Here is a 19,248-nt window from a genome sequence, read left to right as displayed (position 1 = left end):
CCGTATCTGACTATCATGGTTGCCATTCCATTCAGGCAGGCAAATCCGTATGTCATCGCAACTTTCACAGCCCATCAAACTGACCGAATACAGCCACGGAGCCGGTTGTGGCTGCAAAATCTCGCCCAAGGTACTGGGTACCATTCTTGAATCGCAGCTGCCGAGCTTTGTCGACCCCAATCTGCTGGTTGGTAATGCCAGCCGCGATGATGCCGCCGTTTATAAGCTGAATGAAACCACTGGCATTATCAGTACCACCGACTTTTTCATGCCCATTGTGGACGACCCCTTCACCTTCGGCCGCATCGCTGCCACCAATGCCATCAGCGATATCTACGCCATGGGCGGCACGCCGATTATGGCGATTGCCATTCTGGGTTGGCCTGTGAACAAGTTGCCCGCCGAAGTGGCTCAGCAAGTGGTGGATGGTGGCCGTCAGGCCTGTATGGATGCAGGTATCATGCTCGCCGGTGGCCACAGTATTGATGCGCCAGAGCCTATCTTTGGCCTGGCCGTTACCGGTCAATTGCCGCTGGAGCGCCTGAAACAGAACAACACGGCCCGCGCGGGAGATAAGCTGTACCTCACCAAGCCTATTGGTATAGGCATTCTCACCACGGCGCAAAAGCAGAAAAAGCTTGAAGACGCCGACGCCCACATCGCCCCCGAAGCCATGTGCACCCTCAATAAGATTGGCGCCGATATTTCTGTCATAGCTGGCGTCAATGCCATGACAGACGTCACCGGCTTCGGCCTTGCCGGACATTTGCTCGAGGTGTGCCAGGGTGCAAACCTGGATGCCGTGTTGGATTTGACTGCTGTCCCCTTACTCGACAAGGTGGAGTACTATCTGAACCTTGGCTGCATCCCGGGCGGCACCCACAGAAACTACGACAGCTACGGCGAACATTTGCCACAGGTTAGCGAGCGTGAGAAAGCGCTGCTGTGCGACCCTCAAACCAGCGGTGGCCTGCTGGTTGCGGTCGACGCAACCGGCGAAGACGCACTTTGCGCTTTGCTGCGCGAACAGGGCATCACCCCAGTTTGCATAGGCGAGCTGGTCTCAGGCAGTGGCAAGCTGACGCTCAAGGGTGGAAGCGGCGAATGAGTACAAACCGCGTTCCAGCCAGCCAATACAGGGCCATATTTCTCGCAAACCATCCGATGATGGACGTGCGCGCCCCCATCGAGTTTACCAAGGGTGCGTTTCCCAACGTGGTGAATCTGCCTCTGATGACCGACAGCGAGCGGCAAAAGGTGGGTACCTGCTACAAAGAGCATGGTCAGGAGGCGGCGATTGAACTTGGCCACCAGCTGGTATCTGGCAAGGTGAAAGCCGCGCGGGTCCAAGCCTGGCAAGACTTTTTCAGCAAGCATCCCGATGGCTATCTTTACTGTTTCCGGGGCGGTCTCAGATCGCAAATTACCCAACGTTGGCTCAAGGAAGCCGGACTCGATATTCCCTTTATCGAGGGCGGTTACAAGGCCATGCGTCAATATCTGATTGATGAGATTGAAGCAGCGCCCGGTGAGCGTGAAATGCTTATCCTCAGTGGCATTACCGGCAGTGGTAAAACGGACTTTGTACGTCTTCGCAGTGAGTCGGTCGATCTGGAGGGCATCGCCAACCACAGGGGTTCCAGCTTTGGTCGTCAGCACGAGGGGCAGCCCAGTCAGATTGATTTTGAGAATCGCCTCGCCATCGAGCTGATGCGCCATCAGGAGCGTGAGCAAGCGAGACTCCTGCTGGAAGATGAAAGCTTTCTCATTGGCCGCAATGCCATCCCCAAGGTCTTTTTCGAGAAGATGCAACAGGCGCCTGTATTGGTGCTGACTTCTTCGCTTGAAGAACGTCTGCCTCGCCTGCTGGATGATTACGTGCATAAGATGCACGCGGGTTATGTGGAACGTCTGGGGGAAGAAGAGGGCTTTATCGCCTATCGTGACTATCTGCTGGACAGCCTTAAAGGTATCTACAAACGTCTGGGCGGCAAACTGCACGGTGAAATGACAGAACTGATGAACGCCGCGCTCTCAAAGCAGCAAAACACCAATGACACCAGTGCTCACCTTGAGTGGATCTCGCTGCTGCTGGAAAGTTATTACGACCCCATGTACCACTATCAGCTCGGTAAAAAAGCCGCCCGGGTGCGCTTTACCGGTACCCACGCAGAGATGCACGACTACCTCAGCAGCCTGAAAAGCTGACACATAAAAAAGCCCTCTTTCGAGGGCTTTTCAGTACTGGGTTAATATGTTCTTCAGCCTGATAACAATGGCCAGGGATTAAGTCCCGGCCAGCAATTGAGCCACCTGGTTTTGCAACTGATGGCGATCTGTCTTATTGCCATCTAAGGCCGGCGCGATTTCAATTTCAACCTTTGACCAGAATCGCTTTGGACGCGATGTCAGGGCATGGCCATCCTTATGGCTGAAGAAAGAACCCCATAAACCCTTAAGTGCCATGGGGATGACAGGTACAGGTCGGCGGGTGAGGATTTTCTCAACCCCAGGCCGGAACTCGCCCAAGGCCCCATCCGGTGACAATCGTCCTTCGGGGAAAATGCACACCAACTCCCCATCCATCAGTGCCTCATCAATGCGTTCAAAAGCGGCGTTATAGGTGGCCTCACATTGTTTTGGGGAACAGATAGGGATAACGCCGGCATGACGGAACAAGTACTTCAGCAGCGGCATTTCACTGATGCTCTTGTCCATCACAAAGCGCACCGGTCGGGTTGATGCCCCGAGCAGCAGTAAGGCATCGACATAACTGACGTGATTACACACCATCAGCGCCGCCCCTTCTTTGGGAATAAAATGCCGCCCCTTGATAGTCACCCGATACATCAAATGACTCAGCAAGTAAGAGATAAAACGCTGCGCAAATTCAGGCACCTGGCGATAGACATAAAAGGCCACCACGGCATTCATCAGTGCCAGCAGCAAAAACAGCTCGGGTATACCCAGCCCAACCAGGCCAAGCAGCAACATGGAAAGCAGCGCCGACACCACCATAAAGAGGGCATTGACTATGTTGTTTGCCGCAATGGCGCGGGCACACTCGCCCCTGGCCGCACGGGTCTGGATGAAGGCGTACAGAGGCACGATAAAGAGGCCTCCGCTCACCCCCACCATAAAGAGATCGAACATCAGACGCCAGTGGGCACTCAGCTGTACAAACTCGGCTGCACCATAGAGCGTCAGAGGTGCTGACAGGCCCGGCAGGGCAAACAGCATATCTACCCCAAACAGGGTTAAACCGGCCACACCGAAGGGTAAGACCCCCAACTCTACCCGGCCAAAGGATATGCGCTCGCACACAAAAGAACCCACTGCTATGCCAATGGAAAAGAGGGCGAGCAGTACAGAGACCACGGTGGCATCGCCATGGAGGTGTTCACGGGCAAAATTGGGGAACTGGGTCAGGTAAGTGGCTCCCAGAAACCAAAACCAACTGATGGCCAGAATCGCCATCCAAATGGTGGGACTGCGCCTTACCCGCTGTACGCTACGCCAGGTGCCCGACAGAGGGGCAAACTGTATCTTGTGAACCTTGCCCTGGGGTGGCAGTGCCGGAATGGCGCGACTGCTGAGATAGCCCGCCAGTGAGAGGGTTGCCACTGTGATGGCAGCAAGCCAGGTGGCACCTTCACTGGCAACCAGCAATCCCGCGCTCAGGGTGCCCACCAGAATGGATAAAAAGGTGCCCATTTCAACCCAGGCGTTACCGCTCACCAGCTCATCTTCTTTCAGCGCCTGAGGCAACAGGGAGTATTTCACAGGACCAAAATAGGCCGACTGGCTACCGGTCATAAACAACAGCAGAAGCATGGCAAGATAATGCTCGCTGACCAGCGCCACCGCAGCACAGGACATAATACCCAGCTCCAGCAGCTTAAGCCTGCGGATAAGCTTCGCCTTGTCCATGCTGTCTGCGATACCACCGGCGTGGGCCGAAAACAGGAAAAACGGCAGAATAAACACCCCGGCGGCCAAGTTTACAAACAAGTTGGGGTCCATGGGCAACTTGTCGACCTGACTGTAGGCCACCAGCAGCAAGAGCACATTCTTGTATATGTTGTCGTTGAGCGCCCCCAGGCACTGGGTCAAAAAATAGGGCAAAAATCGGCGACTGAATATCATGGCTTCACCTCCGTGTGCAGGGCATCGAGCACAGAAATCGCGTGCAATTGGTTTCCAAGCTGAACCGTCAGGAGTTCGGCCAACGAATGTTCGAGCAAAAACAGCTTGTCCTGCAGCGACAAGGCGACGAGACCATGAAGCGCAGCCCACAGGAGGCGGGTTTGATATCTGAGCTGGGATGCACCCAGCGAAGGAAACATGGCACTTAAGCAAGATTCTGGTCGGTGCAACAGGGATTCTATCAGGGCGCAGTGCTCCGAAGGCAGTGGCGCTTCGGCGGGCAATTTCAGCTCAAACACCAGAGAAAAACGCCCCGGTGAGGACAGGGCAAACTGCCCGTAACTCTGCGCCATCGCATTGAGTGCCGCTTTCGCCTGTGATGCATCCAAGTGGGGCTTGGAGCCCTGGACGTTGTGGGATTGGCTATTGGCCAAGTGCCTGGCAAAGATATTGTCCAGCACTTCAAGCGAGCGCCCGGCAACGGCGAGCAGCAAACAGGGGTAACTGCCGAATACCTTCACCAGAGTACTGGGGGCATAACCTATTCGCTGAGCCACCTTGCGAAGACTGAGATCCTGCAGGGGCTCAGCCTCCAACCAGCGCTCTACCTCATTAATTGCCATCTCGCGGATTTGCTCATGGCTGTGTTCCTTGCGCCTTGCCATCCCTCACCCTGTTTGCCGTCTCAATCAGTAGTGACAAGCTAACAGCTGCAAAAATTAAAAACAACGTTCACAATAATAAAAAACACTGTTTTCAGCCAGGAATTCCACGAAGTTCACTCAACGCACAAGCAGCAACCTGTCTTCACCGGGACCAAAATAATCCCGCTCGAATGCCTGTTGCTGAAAGCCAAGTTTGAAGTAGAGGTGTCTGGCAGGATTGTCCGGTGCCACCGTGAGCTTGAGGCTGGCAAACCCCAACGACAAGCATTGGTTCATCAGCGCTTTACCCACACCACAGCCTCGATGGGAGTCGAGCACGGCAACAGAGAGGATCCAGCCGATAGTGGGCTCTTTCCCGGGGACGCACAGGGCGTACCCCACCAGCTCACCGTCGATAAAGGCGCCAATCAAACCATCGGGCCAGGCATCCACCGCCTGGCGAAAGAAGAAGTCGGGATAGGCGTGAGAACCAAAACAGGTACGTTCGACATCATAGGCATCCTGCCAGTCGCGCGCACAGAGAGATTGAATTTGCAAAATATTATTCACCAACAAGAATCTTGTCCCAATCGAGATTGGGCGAACCTACCACCACAAAATTGGGATTTTCAAAGGTGTCACGTTCGTTATAGCTGAGGGGTTGCAGCTCTATATCCATCAATTGGCCGCCGGCCTCTTCGATAATGATCTGCGCCGCCCCTGTGTCCCACTCACCTGTGGGTCCCACCCGGACATAACAATCGGCACGGCCTTCTGCCACCAGACAGCTTTTCAGGGCTGCGCCGCCCATCACCACCAGCTCACAATGGCGGGGGTGATGAAAGAGCTTCAATACCGATTGAGGATCCTGACGACGGCTGACGGCAAGTCGCAGCGAAGGGACAACGCCGGAAGGCAGCTGACGACTGGTGATCCTGACTTCCATGCCACCACTGCGCTTGTAAGCGCCAAGGCCCGCCACCGCGTAGTAACACACTCCCGTCATGGGCACATACACCACTCCCATCACAGGACGGTTATGTTCCACCAGCGCGATAATGACAGAAAAATCGCCACTGCCAGCAATAAACTCACCGGTGCCATCGAGGGGATCAACCAGCCAATAGCAAGGCCAGTGGGCTCGGTCAGATAGCGGAATATCGGCGGCCTCTTCCGATAAAATCGGGATGTGCGGCGTCAGTTGCCTGAGCCCATCCATGATGATTTGATTGGCGGCAAGATCGGCAGAAGTCACAGGGGTATTGTCTGATTTCACTATCCGCTCAAAATCACCGGCCAGGTAAATTTCACGGATCTTGTTACCTGCCTGGGTCGCGATGGCAATTGCCTCATCGACCAAGTGTTCTGGCTTCATAACCACTCCAGAAGGGGGGCACTGCCTCACGCGGCCCGGAACTCTTTATTTAAGGTTTAGATGCTTTTGTGCCAAAAACAAAGCACTGACGCTGCGGGATTCAGAAAAATCATTAAGTTCAAGAAGCTGTTGCCAATCCTCGAGAGGCCATGGCACTACCTCAATCGGCTCGGGTTCATCACCTTCGAGGCAACTTTCGTAGAGATCTTCGGCCAGAAAAATCTGCATCTTGCTGGAAAAATATCCCGGCGCAAGACTCAACTCCTTAAGCAGGGTAAGTTTACGGGCTGCAAAGCCAATTTCTTCCTGCAATTCCCGGTTGGCGGCCTCGGCGGGCAATTCGCCCGGATCCACCAAACCCTTGGGAAAGCCCAGCTCATAGTTGTCAGTGCCGGCGGCATACTCCCGAGCCAGCAACAAGTGCTCACCTCGCACGGGCACAACCATGACAGCGCCACGATTCGAGCCCTTCATGCGCTCATAGTAGCGTTCTACCTGATTGGCAAAGCGCAGATGCACCTGCTCTATCTGAAATAAGCGGCTTTTGGCCACGACCTCAGTGTGCAGTATTTCCGGCTTCTGGCGCCGCTCTCCCATGCTCGCCCCTGACTCTTGAGTTTCATCAATCATGATGGGGTACAATCTTACTACCCCATTTTTAATCTACCAATGGAATTTTCCAATGTTTCCCTGGGACCGAATTGACACAGTACTGCTCGACATGGACGGCACCTTGCTCGACCTGCATTTTGACAACCACTTTTGGTTATCACTGGTCCCCGGCACACTGAGCCGCCTGCACGGCATCAGCAGCGAGGCCGCAGCCATCCATGTCAGAGCAGCATACGACAAGGTAGCAGGCACTCTGGAATGGTATTGCCTCGACTATTGGGAGCGGGAACTCGGTTTGGATATCATGGCCCTGCACCGCACCCTGGTAGACCGCATACAACTGCGACAGGACAGCATGCCCTTTCTGAATGCGCTCAAAAACGCCGGGAAACGCCGTATCCTGCTCACCAACGCCCACCCGAACAGTCTGGCATTGAAGCTCGAACATACCGAACTGGCGACAGGTTTGGATGAGATGCTGTCCAGCCATCAAACCGGCTATCCGAAAGAGTCGCCGCTATTCTGGCAAGCGGTATTTTCCCGTTTCGAACTCGACCCCAAGCGATGTCTCTTTATCGACGACAGTGAAGCAATACTCACTGCTGCCAAGCATGCCGGTGTGGGCTTTCAGCTTGGGATCAATAATCCCGACAGCAGGCAGCCCAATAAAATCTTCAATGACTTCCCTGCCATCCATGACTACCGGATGTTATTGAAAGAGCTGCAGCGTATAAATTAGTACCCGGTGAGATATTGGTTGAGCTGATTTTCAGAAGAAGCTCTACATACCAGTCTCTCAGGGTGAGGACTTGTGTCCTTCGGTAGGAATTGAAAAACCTCTCAGGTAGGTAGCTGCCAGCACGCCATTCAGGAATGAGGCAACTTGCCCCCAATAAAAAAGGCGCCAATGGCGCCTTTTTTATTGGGGGCTCAATCAGAGGCCGGGCACCTTTCCCTGCCACACCAGCGGGTAGTAACCCTCTGCATCTTTTCGGCCAAGGAACGCCAGTGCCTTTTTCATATCTTCAGTCTGAAAATCGGTTTCGCGGATTTTCGCCTTCACTACCAGTTTACCCTGGTCAGCCAGCAGCACAGTGCCAGTCAGACCCAGCTGGTTTTTATCTTCCATGGCCATCAGTTGCACCTGTCCGGCATCGCAGGTCAGATTCAGCTCAGCGCTGCCAAGGGGATACTCACCAAATTGGTTGTTAAGATTGGCGTTTTGAATAAATACCTTGCCAGTGAGGGCGTCGCACAAAGGCTGACCCTGGCGATACTCAGCCAACATCAGGCTGACATCACCCTGCACCTTGGCACCAAAAGGCAGCTTGGTGTTACCCAGCAAAAATCCATGCCCGGTATCCAGTTTAAGGTTGGCAACCCGTGCACCGGAAAAAGACCAGCCAAGCTCGCCTTTCATCTGCAGCGCTGATGCCCGGCCGCCTATCTGCACATCGGCCACCAGGGCACCTGTGAGCAACTTAAGGGCATGTATATCCCATTTAACCTGCTCAAGCTGCCGGTCTTTGACCTGTACCGTGGCCGCTTCACCCTGCCACAGGGTGCCTGTTACACCGCCAATACTGATCCCCTGAGGCAGGGGTGCGATGGCCACCACCAGTGAGGCCGGCAGCAGTGCAATCATAAATACCAGATAGAGGAGTACGCCAATAACTATCTTTTTAAACACTCGTTAAACCCTTTTGCCCTTACTGGGCCAATTGAATACGACGAACCTTTACCATGCCGGGAGTGTCGGTTTCCCCCACATCCAGCAGCTCCAGCGACAGGCCTTTTTGCTGCACCAGATCGCCCAAATAACCCAGTAAGGCATCGAAGGGCACATCGTCCATCCACAGCTGTATTTTATTTCCCTGTGGCTGCATCCGGGTAATGGTCAGCCCATAACGGCTGGCTGTTTGGTTCACTACATTGGTGATACTGCCTGTCAGTTGAGGACGACTGCCACTTTGGCGCAAACCGGCAAGACGGTTGGCCGTGTCCTTCACATAGCTCAGTGTCTGCTGCTGCGCTTTAAGCCGCCCCAGAGCCGCCTCTTCTGCACTCGAGATTGGGCTCCAGATGCCAAAATAAAACACGGCGATAGCGAGCATGAATCCGCCCGCGCCCACCAACTGCTGCTCACGGGTCGCCAGTCCATCCCACCAGGTTTTCAGCTTGTCCATCTTAGCGACTCCTCAGGGTCAGGGTGCTGGTGACGGCTTCGTCACTGCTGTTCATGGCACCGGCTTCCAATTCAAAATCTTTGCCCACCAGCTCTTTGAACTTTTCTATCTGGGCATAATCCTTCGCAGTCACCTGCATGCGGATTTCGCTGCGGGCACTGTCAAATCTGAGACTATTGGGTTTTAGCTCTGGCACGTCTGAAAACGAGGTTTTCAGACGCTGCAGCATGCTGAAAAACTCAGCGCCGCTGCCACTGCCGGACAACTTGCGTACTTCGTTATCCAACTGAGAGCGCAGGTTAACGATACGGCTGGAGCCGGGCACAACCTGACGATAGATGGCCTCACTTTCGGCCTTGAGCACATCGGCCTGATTACCCACCTGATAGATGGTCAGCCCCTTGTCCACCAAAGACAACAAGAGCGCCACTGCCACCACAATCAGGGCATTCTTCCACTGCAGCAAATGCTTGCTGAGCTCTCGCTTGGGTTTATAGCTACCGGTCAGCAGATTCATTGGCGCCTGCAATACGCCACGGGCCAGCACCAACATGGGCAGGTCGAGGGTTTGCGGCCTGACATCGGCGCCGGGAATGTTCATGTCGTTGTAGGTGGCCACCGTGGGCGCTGCGGCTTTATCTGCAAGCATCATCGGCAAGGCCACCGGCAACCAGTCCTGTGGCAGGTTAAGACCCGAACCTTTACCGGTGCGCACCAAGAGCTCCTGCCCCATCAACATGGCTGCCCATTCACAGCTTTCCAGTGGCAGAGCCAAACAGTCCGGCACCAGCTTGCGCGCTTTTAACCCCGCGTCGGCGAGCCAGCCAAGCCAGGTTTGCATCTGCTCATGGGCTACCGCGGCCACAGACAGGCGCTCACCATCGCGGCTGCCCACCACAAAGTGCATGTCATCCACATCCTGGGCGATGTTTTCTTCCAGCATGAATGGCAACGCCTTGAGCGCCTGACGCTGGCCTTTTTCCGGCAAGTGTATTTCGGTAAGCGTCATGCTGGACGCGGGCACAAGAATGTCTACCGGTCGGTTTCCCGCTCTTTCGGTCAGACTGGCGAGAGACTCTGCACCCGGCAGCTCTCCCGAGGCGATGATCTCCTGTTCCTGCTCAGACCAAATCAGCCAGGAACAGCTGTCCTGAGCCTTGGTGCCCAGGCGGATAAATAGCCTTTCACTCACTGTCATTCTCCGGCCCCCACACTGGGGAGGCTGTGTTGTTATTCTGTGTCACCATGCCTCTACTGCTGGCCGCCATATTGGCGTGTCAGGGTGTCCATCTGGTTACCACCGGTGCGGGCCAGCACGCTGTCGAGCCTGAAAATCCGGTCATCCAATTTTGACCCGGCTTCCAGTAAAAAGAACTTACTGTCGAGCACTATGCTGGACTTGAGCTTGTCGTCGGGTTTGGCGCCGGTCAACTGCCAGAACTCATCCAGATTATCGAAACCTTCCGATGGCCGCTGATTAATAATGCTTTCGGCCTCGCCCACACTGACCTGTCCATCGAGCATTCCCACCAGGAGTGCTGCCTGCTCCACCTTGAGGGTATTAACGTTCAGCAATTGCCTGTCATTTCCGGGAATGGCACACACATAGGGTGACAGATTGCGATACACCTCTTCGTTAAATCCAATCACCGCCCTGAGTTCACTCTTGTGGTTCATCAGGGTATTGGCCGCGCGGTAAGGCGAAGGCCGGGATTCATACTCTGCATCCTCAGCACCGAAGGGGCTGGTAACAGTGTCTTCATCCAAATAATCTTTCAGGGTATGAGTCAGGCGCTCGGCACCAAAATCATCCACTCCCAGTGCAACCAGCAAGGCCTTAAACTGCTTGGCCGCCAGGGGCAACTGTGGTTGCCCGTTTTCGACCTCTTTTGACGCCACAGACAGGGCGTTGAGATTGAAGCAGGCCCGCATATCTGAAATCTTGCCGGCGATTTCACCGCCCTGCACCGGAAAAACTACATTGGCCAGCGCCCAGTACTGCTGAAGATGCACCTTGCCTTCGCTGTCGTCCAAATCCTGTTTCAGCACCTTACGGGCCAACTCTTCAGCCGACAGCGCATACCAGTATCCTTGATCGTACTGGGCCAGATTCATGGTGCGGCGCATGCTGATTTGGTTACGCGCCGTCACGTTGGAGGCTATCACGGCCACGATGGCAATGATCAGCAAAACGACAATAAGAGCGACACCACGCTGTTTGTTCATCAGATGTCCTCCCTGCCCTGGCGGCCAGTGTCATCTTCCGACTCATCCGCATTGCCGTTGCCTTTGTCTTCGCCGGAGCCATTACCAGCCTCATTGCCCGAACCATCACCGGGGCCTGTGCCATTATCCTTATCTTTGTCCTCGTCATCATCTGACTTGGGCATGCTGCCTTTTGGCAGTAAAAATTTACGCTGGATTTTGCCTATGCCCTCAAGTTCCACTTCCATGGCGATGGCTTCCGGCAGAGTGGTCGCCTCGATGCGCTTTTCCCATTTATCGCCAACGAAGAAGGCGTATTCCACCGACAATACCTTGTCAAAGAGCACGGTTTTCAGCGGCTGCGCCCCAAACTCTGGCTCAGGATAAGGGTAGTACCAACGCTCCAGCTTACCCTCAACAACCACATAGGCCACCGACTGCACACTGCCCCTGGGCAACTTGCCATCGGGGTTGAGCCAACCGATACGAAAAAAGGATAAAGCCTCACTCTCGCTGTCCAGCATATCGCTGCCCGATTGAAGCACTGTGGTACCACGTCCGCCTTCCAGCAGTCTCGGGGTGCGGGCCACCATTTGGCCCAAATCACGCTCAATCGCGCCAAATCCCTGTTGCAGGTAACGCAGTCTGTTGCTGAAGTCCTGGGTCACTTCATCATTTTTCAGCACAGTCCCCAGCACCGCATTGGCCGCCAGCCCCAGCAAGGCAAAAATGGCAATGGCCAGCAGCATCTCAATCAGGGTAAATCCCCGCTGAGGCTTATTCTCTCTTGAAGACATAACTGCTTATCTCGGCCAGGGTCCGTGAATATCTGTCATCGTCGCTGACCTTGATGCGGATCATGCGAAAATTATCGTCGGTGGTTTTCACCACCTCTTTGCGCCAGTACCAGGTACGTCCGGCCAGCTCCACTTCACCGTCTTTTTTACCGATGGAGGGAAAACCTTTTTCCAGCCTGGCATCCACCATCTGATTATCGGCGACCCATTGAGCCAGGGTGCGCTCTTCGAGGATGGGCAAGTTGCCCATCATCTCGCTCATGCTTTTGGTCAGTGAAATGGCGGCAATGGAGAAAATAACCAGCGCCATCATGACTTCCAGCAGCGTCATGCCCCGCGATTTCATCTTCACAGGTCGGGTCAGCGAGTTAAGGGGTTTCATCATCCCCCCTTCCCAGCTTGAGTCGACCCAAGGCATCACCACTTATCAGCACGTCCACCTCCTGGCCCAAATCATCACGGCCAAGAAAGGTCAGTTCAAAGGCGGTCATCTCGCCGCTGGGGAATACCAATATCTGCGGTTCGGGGTTTTTGGCTTTTTGCTCAGCCGTGGGTTCATCGATAAAAGGCTCATCGAACCAGGACTCGTCTTCCTCTTCCTGATCCAGCGGCAAGCCCTCTACCACAAGGCTCATACGAACGCCGGGCTCCATGTTCCTGGCGGCCAGTAAGCGGTCGTTTTCGAGTTTGTGCCACTTGCCTTCATGGAGCACCACATACTGGTAGTTATCTTCATCGACAACCACTCCGAGAAACTGGCCGCTGAGCACGGCCTCATCCCGAATCAAATCTGTGGCCACGAGAAACTGACTCGCGGCCTTATCCAACACAGGCTTTACCCCGGAACCCGGTAAACTCAGGGTAACCGCAGCCGCAGCGATGCCCATCAGCAGCACCACCAGCAAGACTTCTATCAGGGTAAAACCGCGTTGTCTCACATCACACCCGTATTACTGGTATTTTTGCAGGTTCCAGTTACCGATATCATCCTCGGTACCTGGCTGCATATCGGGGCCAGCACTGAAGATATCAATTTTGCCGTTTTCACCTGGGCTGAGCAGCATGTAATCGCTGCGCCATGGGTCCTGGGGCAGACGCTTCACATAGCCACCGTCACGGTAGTTACGTGGCTCAGGAGACATGGTTGGCTTTTGCACCAGGGCATCCAGGCCCTGTTCAGTGGTGGGATACACGCTGTTATCCAGCTTGTACATATCCAGTGCATTTTCCAGAGCCACAATATCGGCCACCGCTTTTTTGATGTCGGCAGATTCTTTGTTACCCAACACGTTTGGCAACACCATGGCGGCCAGAAGGCCCAGGATCACGATAACCACCATGATTTCCAGCAGGGTAAAACCTTGTTGCTTGCGCTTTTGCATTGACGCTTTCTCCTTGTAAAAACCGCTGAGGTGGTACTTAGCCACCAATCAAATTGTTCATTTCCAGAATAGGTTGCAGGATGGCGAGTACGATAAAAAGCACCACCGCAGCCATGCTGATCACCAGTGCCGGCTGAAACACCCCCAGCGCCAGGTTCACGTTGGCCTCAAATTCCCTGTCCTGGTTATCCGCAGCCCGCTCGAGCATGTTCTCCAGCTGACCACTCTTCTCACCCGAAGCAATCATGTACAGCATCATGGGCGGAAACAACTTGGTATTGGTCAATGCCGCTCCCAGGCTGGTTCCTTCGCGCACTCTGGCCGTTGCTTCTTCGACCGCTTCGCGCACCCTTAAGTTCTGCATCACTTCACCGGCGATACGCATCCCATCCAGCAGCGGCACTGCACTGGCGCTGAGAATACTCAGGGTGCGGGCGAAACGGGCGGTGTTGATACTGCGACTGACCCGGCCAACGACCGGCAGACGCAGCAAAAACTGATGGTATTTCATCTTGAAGTTATCGTTGGCAAGCAACCGCTGAAATACCACAAAGGCCACCACCACCAAGAGCAAAATCAGCAGACCGTAGTCCTGCACAAAGGCAGACGAAGCCATCAGGGCCTGGGTGGTCGCAGGCAATTCCTGGCCCAGATGTTCAAACTGGGATACCACCTTGGGCACCACAGCGGCGAGCAACACGGCAACCACGCCAATGGCGACCAGGGTCAGCATCACGGGGTAAATCATGGCCTGAGTGAGTTTGGATTTGAGCTGCTGACGCCGCTCGGTGTAATCGGCCAGACGATTGAGCACCACCTCCAGATGACCGGACTTTTCACCCGAGGCCACCATGGAGCGATACAAATCATCGAAGATATGAGGGAATTCGGCCATGGAATCGGCGAGGGAGTAACCCTCAACCACTCGTGAGCGCACCGCCATCACCATGGAGGCGAGACGGTCCTTTTCACACTGTTGCCCCACGGCCTTAAGCGCTTCTTCAACCGGCAGGCCAGACGCCACCAGGGTGGCAATCTGACGGGTGATCAGCGCCAGCTCCGCCACACTTATCCCACGCTTGAAGGGACTGAAGCCGACGGACTTGGCCTTGGTTTCCTTTTCGACAACGGGCTCGATTTCCAGCGGCATCAGGCGCATGTCGCGTAGCTGACTGCGGGCATGGCGGGCACTGTCGGCCTCGATTACGCCTTTTTGCTGTTTGCCCTTGCCATCGAGCGCCTTGTATTCAAAAGCCGGCATGCCTTACTCCTCGCGGGTCACCCGCAGTACTTCTTCGAGGGTGGTAATGCCCGCCAGGACCTTTTGCATACCATCGTGGCGAATACTGGGAACCGATTGACGAATATACTTCTCAATCGCCAGCTCGCCCCTGCCGCCGTGGATAAGTTCACGCACAGTGTCATCCACCAGCAGCAGCTCGTGGATGCCGGTACGACCGCGATAACCATTGTGGCCACAGGCCTTACAGCCGGTGGCGCGGTAGATAACCGCATCACCGCCGCCAATACCGAGAAGTTCACGTTCACGCTCATCGGGCACATGGGGCGCCTTACAGCTTGGGCACAGGGTCCGCACCAGTCGCTGAGCCAATACACCGAGCAAACTGGACGACACCAGGAAAGGTTCAACCCCCATGTCCTGCAGACGTGTAATGGCACCGGATGCGGTGTTGGTGTGCAGAGTCGAAATCACCAGGTGGCCCGTAAGGGACGCCTGCACCGCAATCTGGGCGGTTTCCAGGTCACGGATTTCACCAATCATCACTACGTCAGGGTCCTGACGCAAAATGGCACGCAGGCCGCGGGCAAAGGTCATGTCCACCTTGGTATTCACCTGGGTCTGACCTATGCCTTCGAGCTCGTATTCGATGGGGTCTTCCACCGTGAGGATGTTGGTGTCACGGGAGTTGATTTCGGTGAGGCCCGCATAGAGGGTGGTACTCTTACCCGAACCCGTGGGCCCGGTTACCAGCAAGATACCGTGGGGCTTGCGGATAAGCTCGTCGAATTGCTCGCGAATGGCTTCTGTCATCCCAAGCTGGGCCAAATCCAGATTACCGGCATTCTTGTCAAGCAAACGCAACACCACGCGCTCACCATGGCTAGACGGCATGGTCGACACCCGCACATCCACGGCACGGCCGCCGATACGCAACGAAATACGGCCATCCTGGGGGACGCGCTTTTCGGCGATGTCCAAACGGGCCATTACCTTGATACGGCTGACCAGCAGTGACGAGAGTTTGCGGTTGGGCTTAAGCACTTCTTTGAGCACGCCATCCACCCGGAAACGCACCACCAGCTGCTTCTCGTAGGTCTCGATATGGATATCCGAGGCCTCTTCTTTGATGGCTTCCGACAAAAGCGCGTTGATAAGCCGGATAATGGGCGCATCATCGTCACCCTCCAGCAGATCCTCGGTCTGAGGCAGCTCTTCGGCCAGGGTGAAGAGGTCCATCTCATTGCCAATGTCTTCCATCAGCTGCTGGGCCTCGGAAGAATTGGCCTGATAGGCCTGGGTCAATTTGGCCTCGAAGGCGCCAGCGTCAAGACGCTGCAATGGCACGGTTTCACCGGCGTAGCGGCGCACTTCCAGTAAGGCAGCCAGCGGTGTTTTGTCGGTGTAATACAGCCCCAGCACACCCTGCTCGTCTTTGGCGAGCACCAAACCAAAACGGTGGGCAAAGGCAAAGGGCAGTCGCTCGCGGCTGTTGGAGCGAAACGCCTCGTCTACCTGGGTCTCGGCCTCTACGCCAAGCTCATCGGACAGGCGTTCCAGCACTTCGCCCTGATTGATGTCACTCATAGGCACGCCCGTTACTTGTTCTCGTTGATGTAATTCAGTGCGGCGTCCTTTTCACGCATGTCAGTGTCCAACCCCTTGCCTTCTTTGTAGCGTTCAAGGATATCGTTCACTTCCGGTGGCAGATGCTGCGACTGGTCCCACTCTTCAAGCACGGGCACATCGGTATTTGGCATCAGATTAACGCCACGTTCCTGTTGCTCAAGCTGCAGGGCACGGAAATAGTTGTACTTACGCCCGGCGATGCCTTCCATGGTAATGCCATCACGAATAATGGTGGGCTTGATAAACACCATCAGGTTTTTCTTTTTCTTGCCACTGGAAGACGACTTGAACAGATGACCAAGCAGCGGAATGTCGCCCAGGATAGGCACCTTCTGCACGCTCTCCTGCACTTCTTCGTTGATCAAACCGCCCAGCACCACGATTTGGCCCGAGTCGGCCATGACGGTGGTGGTTAAACGGCGGGTGGCGAAGGTCACGTCCACACCCGTCTTGCCGTTAATACCCGAGACTTCCTGTTCGATGGCAAGCTTTACCGCGTTGCCTTCGTTGATTTGTGGGGTCACTTTCAGCTTCACACCCACTTCTTTACGTTCTACGGTCTGGAAGGGGTTGGAGTTACCGTTACTGGAGTTTTGCGAACCGGTAAGAATGGGGACTTCATCACCCACAATAAATGCCGCTTCCTGGTTATCCAGGGTGGTGATGGACGGCGTTGCCAGCACGTTGGAGTTGGTGTCGGAGGACACGGCCTGAATCAGAGCACCAAAGTCGCCCATGGCCACACCCCATGCCATGCCGTTAACTTTACCCAGCGCCTGAGCCAGCAGTGTGATGTCACCGCGTTTTTCAGGGTTTTTGGAAACGATTGGGTTACCGTTACCGTCGATGGTGGTCACTTCAGAGGCTTCTTCACCACGGGCCTGCCAGATACCCGCGCCAATCTCACCTATGGTGGGGCCGAGGTTGTTGAACTGGGTTCCACCACCGGATTCGGTAGCCCACTGCACCCCGAAGCCCACATCGTCACCTTCTGCCACTTCCACGATGATGGCTTCAACCAGCACTTGGGCACGACGGATATCCAGCTGATTGATTACGCTCTCGAGGGTGCGCATCTGATCGGGTTCGGCGCTTATCACCAGAGCATTGGTGTCTGTGTGCGCCATGATGTTGATGTGGCTGCGACGCTTGCCGGGGCCTTGCTGAGCCGTACTTTCTTTGCTCTCTTCCAGTTTCTGGGCAAAGCCGGTGAGCACTTCGACCAGGTCCTCTGCCTTGGCATAACGCAGGTAGCGTACCTTGGTGTTGCCTGTGCTGGCCTGCTCGGCATCGAGACGCTTGACTAATTCCACTACGCGCTGGCGACTCTTTTCATCGCCGCTGATGACTACAGCGTTAATCCGCTCGTCGGCCACCACCTTGGGCGCCTGACCGGGCAGCTGTGCCTGGTTGGCAGAAGCGCGGTAAAGCGTATCGATAATCCGCACCATTTCAGAGGCGGAAGCGTGCTGCAAAGGCACCACCAGGACTTCGGTATCACCCTGCTTATCCACACGTTTAACGATTTCCACCAGCTTGTTCACCACGGCAGCACGGCCAGTGAGCATCAACACGTTGGAGGGATCGTAGTTAACCACGTTACCGCCGCCGGCGTTGTCGTTAAGCTGACGCAAAAGCGGCGCCAGCTGTTTGGCCTCAGAGTTGTACAGGGGCACGATGCGGGTGACCAGCTCATCACCCAGACCCGGCGCGTTGTCGTCGGCCACACGGATATTGGACGTTTTGGCATCCTTGTCCTTGATGACCTTGAGTACGCCATTTTCCATTTCCACCACGGCGTAGCCATACACCTGCAGCACGTTCAGAAAGAACTGGAAGTACTGATCTTCGGTGAGGTTATCGTAACTTCTGACGTTGATTTTGCCGCGGATGGTCGGATCGACAATGATGGTTTTGTTCAGTCGCTTGCCAACAGTATTAATAAATTCCTGAATCTCGGCATTTTTGAAACTGGGTGCCAGCTGTTCGTTGGCAGACCAGGCAATCGCAGGCGAAAGGAGCACTGTACCAGCCACCAGGCTGGCGATCAGTTTGCGTCGGAATCCTTGATTGTTCATCTAATTATTGTCCCCTAAAACTTCGCTTATTGCGGCAAACTGAACATGATTTCAATCAGCTGACCTTCCCGCTCTACCATGACAGAGATTTCGGTCAGTTCAGTCAGCTGTCCCATCAGCTCCAGAGCCTGGGTGCTGACAGTCAAATCATAGCCGTTAATGGATTTGGCCAGATCTCCCGGTTTGAGACCTGCCTGGGAAAAGAGTCCGGGATCTTTACCGGGCTGCAATCGGTAACCCACCAGCTCTTCGCCCTGGGTGACCGGAGAAATCGAAATGTAATCTGTTAACTTGCTTGGGTCGGCGAGAAGTTCATCCCGCGAAGAAGAGAGTTCTGCCGCCACGTCTTCGTCTCCGCGCTTGTCGATGCGGCGAACCTCATCTTCAAAGCCACGCTGACGACTCGTATTCATCGCGGGAGCACTGGCACCGCTGGTGTAAGGCACACCGTCCAGCATCAGGGTTTCGTAGCGTCCCGCATTGGTGATAATCACCCGATCTGCATACACTTCCTTGAGCGAAGCGGAAGTGCCCTTGATTTTTTCACCCAGCTCGTAGGTTTCCTGACTGCCGCCGGACTCGATGATGGCCAGGCCTTTTTGTTCGGCGGAGGAAGCCACAATACCGGTCAGCACAATCGACAACGAGGTTTTGGGTGCATCGGTTATGACATCTTGTACCGGCTGCTCTTTGGGCTTGCTGGTATCGGCTTTACCGAATAGAGACAGAGACTTAAGCCCATCGACATCGACGCCGCCGCTACCGTTGGTACTGGAGGAAGGGGGATTGGGACGCCAGGCCGCCGACTCAGACTGGGCAGGTATCAAGCGCCAGCTGATTTGAGCTGCCAAATAGCAACAAGCCGCAAAGGCCAGCCAAAAGACCAGCCGACTCAGTGGCTTGTGCGGGATGCGTCCTGCCCGGGCGATAACTTTATCCAATAAATCCATAATT

Annotated in this window: 20 protein-coding genes; 3 read left to right on the top strand and 17 right to left on the bottom strand. The window is 55.0% G+C overall.

Translation table 11 applies throughout. The features are described 5' to 3' along the window. Positions 1-49 precede the first annotated feature (49 nt). Both selD and mnmH read left to right on the top strand, forming a co-directional pair. Positions 50-1,108: a selenide, water dikinase SelD gene (gene selD / locus JQC75_RS00850; RefSeq protein WP_203325685.1), complete on the top strand. Its 1,059-nt coding sequence runs from the start codon at positions 50-52 to the stop codon at positions 1,106-1,108. Continuing rightward, positions 1,105-2,208, top strand: coding sequence for a tRNA 2-selenouridine(34) synthase MnmH (gene mnmH / locus JQC75_RS00845; RefSeq protein ID WP_203325684.1), 1,104 nt, complete (start codon positions 1,105-1,107; stop codon positions 2,206-2,208). The genes selD and mnmH overlap by 4 nt, the downstream gene beginning before the upstream one ends. Positions 2,209-2,286: 78 nt before the next feature. Here the strand turns inward: mnmH and JQC75_RS00840 are convergent, their stop codons facing one another. The 5 genes from JQC75_RS00840 to nudE all read right to left on the bottom strand — a co-directional run bounded on the left by JQC75_RS00840 (position 2,287) and on the right by nudE (position 6,762). Continuing rightward, positions 2,287-4,146: an MFS transporter gene (locus JQC75_RS00840; RefSeq protein ID WP_203325683.1), complete on the bottom strand. Its 1,860-nt coding sequence runs from the start codon at positions 4,144-4,146 to the stop codon at positions 2,287-2,289. Further along, a complete protein-coding gene (locus tag JQC75_RS00835; RefSeq protein ID WP_203325682.1) occupies positions 4,143-4,811 on the bottom strand; it encodes a TetR/AcrR family transcriptional regulator in 669 nt (222 codons plus the stop codon). The genes JQC75_RS00840 and JQC75_RS00835 overlap by 4 nt, the downstream gene beginning before the upstream one ends. A gap of 117 nt (positions 4,812-4,928) precedes the next feature. Further along, the gene (locus JQC75_RS00830) at positions 4,929-5,360 is read right to left on the bottom strand and encodes a GNAT family N-acetyltransferase (RefSeq protein ID WP_239002058.1); all 432 of its coding nucleotides are present in this window, start codon (positions 5,358-5,360) and stop codon (positions 4,929-4,931) included. Then, the gene (gene cysQ / locus JQC75_RS00825) at positions 5,353-6,165 is read right to left on the bottom strand and encodes a 3'(2'),5'-bisphosphate nucleotidase CysQ (protein WP_203325681.1); all 813 of its coding nucleotides are present in this window, start codon (positions 6,163-6,165) and stop codon (positions 5,353-5,355) included. The genes JQC75_RS00830 and cysQ overlap by 8 nt, the downstream gene beginning before the upstream one ends. 45 nt (positions 6,166-6,210) lie before the next feature. After that, a complete protein-coding gene (gene nudE, locus JQC75_RS00820; protein WP_203325680.1) occupies positions 6,211-6,762 on the bottom strand; it encodes an ADP compounds hydrolase NudE in 552 nt (183 codons plus the stop codon). 85 nt (positions 6,763-6,847) lie between these two features. On the opposite strand from nudE, the gene yrfG reads away from it, so the two are divergent. Then, positions 6,848-7,516, top strand: a complete 669-nt coding sequence (gene yrfG / locus JQC75_RS00815) for a GMP/IMP nucleotidase (protein WP_203325679.1) — start codon at positions 6,848-6,850, stop codon at positions 7,514-7,516. A 195-nt stretch (positions 7,517-7,711) separates the two neighbouring features. Here yrfG and JQC75_RS00810 read toward each other — a convergent pair whose 3' ends face one another. From JQC75_RS00810 to gspC, 12 genes are read right to left on the bottom strand one after another with little or no spacing between them, the layout of a single operon-like run. Further along, a complete protein-coding gene (locus tag JQC75_RS00810; RefSeq protein WP_203325678.1) occupies positions 7,712-8,467 on the bottom strand; it encodes a type II secretion system protein N in 756 nt (251 codons plus the stop codon). 19 nt (positions 8,468-8,486) lie between these two features. Then, positions 8,487-8,963, bottom strand: coding sequence for a type II secretion system protein M (locus JQC75_RS00805; RefSeq protein ID WP_203325677.1), 477 nt, complete (start codon positions 8,961-8,963; stop codon positions 8,487-8,489). 1 nt (position 8,964) lies between these two features. After that, entirely contained in the window at positions 8,965-10,155 is a 1,191-nt protein-coding gene (gene gspL / locus JQC75_RS00800; RefSeq protein WP_203325676.1) for a type II secretion system protein GspL, read from the bottom strand. A 59-nt stretch (positions 10,156-10,214) separates the two neighbouring features. Next, positions 10,215-11,189 (bottom strand): type II secretion system minor pseudopilin GspK, encoded by a 975-nt coding sequence (gspK, locus tag JQC75_RS00795; protein WP_203325675.1) that lies wholly within the window; start codon positions 11,187-11,189, stop codon positions 10,215-10,217. Further along, positions 11,189-11,965 carry a type II secretion system minor pseudopilin GspJ gene (gene gspJ / locus JQC75_RS00790; protein WP_203325674.1) on the bottom strand — a complete coding sequence of 259 codons (777 nt, stop codon included), beginning with the start codon at positions 11,963-11,965 and terminating at the stop codon, positions 11,189-11,191. Before gspJ ends, gspK begins: the two co-directional genes overlap by 1 nt. Continuing rightward, complete coding sequence (gene gspI / locus JQC75_RS00785; RefSeq protein ID WP_203327085.1) at positions 11,946-12,311, bottom strand: type II secretion system minor pseudopilin GspI; 366 nt, start codon at positions 12,309-12,311, stop codon at positions 11,946-11,948. Before gspI ends, gspJ begins: the two co-directional genes overlap by 20 nt. Before the next feature lie 22 nt (positions 12,312-12,333). Continuing rightward, on the bottom strand, positions 12,334-12,903 hold the full coding sequence (gene gspH / locus JQC75_RS00780; protein WP_203325673.1) for a type II secretion system minor pseudopilin GspH: 570 nt from the start codon (positions 12,901-12,903) through the stop codon (positions 12,334-12,336). A gap of 12 nt (positions 12,904-12,915) precedes the next feature. Further along, positions 12,916-13,347, bottom strand: a complete 432-nt coding sequence (gspG, locus tag JQC75_RS00775) for a type II secretion system major pseudopilin GspG (protein WP_203325672.1) — start codon at positions 13,345-13,347, stop codon at positions 12,916-12,918. A gap of 37 nt (positions 13,348-13,384) precedes the next feature. Continuing rightward, a complete protein-coding gene (gene gspF / locus JQC75_RS00770) occupies positions 13,385-14,608 on the bottom strand; it encodes a type II secretion system inner membrane protein GspF (protein ID WP_203325671.1) in 1,224 nt (407 codons plus the stop codon). A 3-nt stretch (positions 14,609-14,611) separates the two neighbouring features. Next, positions 14,612-16,174, bottom strand: coding sequence for a type II secretion system ATPase GspE (gspE, locus tag JQC75_RS00765; protein ID WP_239002057.1), 1,563 nt, complete (start codon positions 16,172-16,174; stop codon positions 14,612-14,614). 11 nt (positions 16,175-16,185) lie between these two features. Beyond that, the gene (gspD, locus tag JQC75_RS00760) at positions 16,186-18,294 is read right to left on the bottom strand and encodes a type II secretion system secretin GspD (RefSeq protein WP_203325670.1); all 2,109 of its coding nucleotides are present in this window, start codon (positions 18,292-18,294) and stop codon (positions 16,186-16,188) included. A gap of 26 nt (positions 18,295-18,320) precedes the next feature. Next, positions 18,321-19,244, bottom strand: coding sequence for a type II secretion system protein GspC (gene gspC / locus JQC75_RS00755; protein WP_203325669.1), 924 nt, complete (start codon positions 19,242-19,244; stop codon positions 18,321-18,323). Positions 19,245-19,248 lie beyond the last annotated feature (4 nt).

The organism is Shewanella litorisediminis (genome assembly GCF_016834455.1).
In the GTDB taxonomy this organism is placed as follows: Bacteria; Pseudomonadota; Gammaproteobacteria; order Enterobacterales; family Shewanellaceae; genus Shewanella; species Shewanella litorisediminis.
Note: the sequence above shows the minus strand (reverse complement) of the source record. Positions and strands in the feature narration are given on the sequence as shown.

Coding starts and splice junctions, on each gene's coding strand:
- selD (WP_203325685.1), top strand. CDS start 50: ATGTCATCGCAACTTTCACAGCCCATCAAACTGACCGAATACAGCCAC.
- mnmH (WP_203325684.1), top strand. CDS start 1,105: ATGAGTACAAACCGCGTTCCAGCCAGCCAATACAGGGCCATATTTCTC.
- JQC75_RS00840 (WP_203325683.1), bottom strand. CDS start 4,146: ATGATATTCAGTCGCCGATTTTTGCCCTATTTTTTGACCCAGTGCCTG.
- JQC75_RS00835 (WP_203325682.1), bottom strand. CDS start 4,811: ATGGCAAGGCGCAAGGAACACAGCCATGAGCAAATCCGCGAGATGGCA.
- cysQ (WP_203325681.1), bottom strand. CDS start 6,165: ATGAAGCCAGAACACTTGGTCGATGAGGCAATTGCCATCGCGACCCAG.
- nudE (WP_203325680.1), bottom strand. CDS start 6,762: ATGGGAGAGCGGCGCCAGAAGCCGGAAATACTGCACACTGAGGTCGTG.
- yrfG (WP_203325679.1), top strand. CDS start 6,848: ATGTTTCCCTGGGACCGAATTGACACAGTACTGCTCGACATGGACGGC.
- JQC75_RS00805 (WP_203325677.1), bottom strand. CDS start 8,963: ATGGACAAGCTGAAAACCTGGTGGGATGGACTGGCGACCCGTGAGCAG.
- gspK (WP_203325675.1), bottom strand. CDS start 11,189: ATGAACAAACAGCGTGGTGTCGCTCTTATTGTCGTTTTGCTGATCATT.
- gspJ (WP_203325674.1), bottom strand. CDS start 11,965: ATGTCTTCAAGAGAGAATAAGCCTCAGCGGGGATTTACCCTGATTGAG.
- gspI (WP_203327085.1), bottom strand. CDS start 12,311: ATGAAATCGCGGGGCATGACGCTGCTGGAAGTCATGATGGCGCTGGTT.
- gspG (WP_203325672.1), bottom strand. CDS start 13,347: ATGCAAAAGCGCAAGCAACAAGGTTTTACCCTGCTGGAAATCATGGTG.
- gspF (WP_203325671.1), bottom strand. CDS start 14,608: ATGCCGGCTTTTGAATACAAGGCGCTCGATGGCAAGGGCAAACAGCAA.
- gspE (WP_239002057.1), bottom strand. CDS start 16,174: ATGAGTGACATCAATCAGGGCGAAGTGCTGGAACGCCTGTCCGATGAG.
- gspD (WP_203325670.1), bottom strand. CDS start 18,294: ATGAACAATCAAGGATTCCGACGCAAACTGATCGCCAGCCTGGTGGCT.
- gspC (WP_203325669.1), bottom strand. CDS start 19,244: ATGGATTTATTGGATAAAGTTATCGCCCGGGCAGGACGCATCCCGCAC.